We start from the raw sequence: 1,650 nt of genomic DNA on the forward strand, positions 1-1,650 counted from the left end.
AAAAGTAACATTTGCGAAGTCAATTCGCTAGCAAACAAAAAAATGAGTCACAAACTTTATTTGAGAGTTTGATCCTGGCTCAGGACGAACGCTGGCGGCGTGCCTAATACATGCAAGTCGAACGAGAATTTCCTACCGAGTGCTTGCACTCATTTGGAAATTCGAGTGGCGGACGGGTGAGTAACACGTGGGCAACCTGCCCTGAAGTGGGGGATAACATTTGGAAACAGATGCTAATACCGCATAATAATTTGGACCACATGGTCCGAATTTGAAAGATGGTTTCGGCTATCACTTCAGGATGGGCCCGCGGCGTATTAGCCAGTTGGTGAGGTAACGGCTCACCAAAGCAATGATACGTAGCCGACCTGAGAGGGTGATCGGCCACACTGGGACTGAGACACGGCCCAGACTCCTACGGGAGGCAGCAGTAGGGAATCTTCCACAATGGACGAAAGTCTGATGGAGCAACGCCGCGTGAGTGAAGAAGGGTTTCGGCTCGTAAAACTCTGTTATCGGAGAAGAACAGGAGCAGGAGTAACTATCTGTTTCTTGACGGTATCCGACCAGAAAGCCACGGCTAACTACGTGCCAGCAGCCGCGGTAATACGTAGGTGGCAAGCGTTGTCCGGATTTATTGGGCGTAAAGCGAGCGCAGGCGGTTTTTTAAGTCTGATGTGAAAGCCCTCGGCTTAACCGAGGAAGTGCATCGGAAACTGGGAAACTTGAGTGCAGAAGAGGACAGTGGAACTCCATGTGTAGCGGTGAAATGCGTAGATATATGGAAGAACACCAGTGGCGAAGGCGGCTGTCTGGTCTGTAACTGACGCTGAGGCTCGAAAGTGTGGGTAGCAAACAGGATTAGATACCCTGGTAGTCCACACCGTAAACGATGAATGCTAAGTGTTGGAGGGTTTCCGCCCTTCAGTGCTGCAGCTAACGCATTAAGCATTCCGCCTGGGGAGTACGGCCGCAAGGCTGAAACTCAAAGGAATTGACGGGGGCCCGCACAAGCGGTGGAGCATGTGGTTTAATTCGAAGCAACGCGAAGAACCTTACCAGGTCTTGACATCCTTTGCTAACCTGAGAGATCAGGCGTTCCCTTCGGGGACAAAGTGACAGGTGGTGCATGGTTGTCGTCAGCTCGTGTCGTGAGATGTTGGGTTAAGTCCCGCAACGAGCGCAACCCTTATAATTAGTTGCCAGCATTCAGTTGGGCACTCTAGTTAGACTGCCGGTGACAAACCGGAGGAAGGTGGGGATGACGTCAAATCATCATGCCCCTTATGACCTGGGCTACACACGTGCTACAATGGATGGTACAACGAGTCGCTAGACCGCGAGGTCATGCTAATCTCTTAAAACCATTCTCAGTTCGGATTGCAGGCTGCAACTCGCCTGCATGAAGCTGGAATCGCTAGTAATCGCGGATCAGCACGCCGCGGTGAATACGTTCCCGGGCCTTGTACACACCGCCCGTCACACCATGAGAGTCTGTAACACCCAAAGTCGGTAGGGTAACCTTTTGGAGCCAGCCGCCTAAGGCGGGACAGATGATTAGGGTGAAGTCGTAACAAGGTAGCCGTAGGAGAACCTGCGGCTGGATCACCTCCTTTCTAAGGAATAATACGGAAAGCCTTGCACATTTAT

1 rRNA gene is annotated in these 1,650 nt (G+C 51.6%); it reads left to right on the forward strand.

Going from position 1 to position 1,650, the window contains the following annotated elements:
* Positions 1–56: 56 nt before the first annotated feature.
* Positions 57–1,616 (forward strand): 16S ribosomal RNA (locus tag EKM93_RS13390).
* The last annotated feature ends 34 nt before the right edge of the window (positions 1,617–1,650 follow it).

Source organism: Agrilactobacillus yilanensis (genome assembly GCF_003946725.1).
GTDB classification, from domain to species: domain Bacteria; phylum Bacillota; class Bacilli; order Lactobacillales; family Lactobacillaceae; genus Agrilactobacillus; species Agrilactobacillus yilanensis.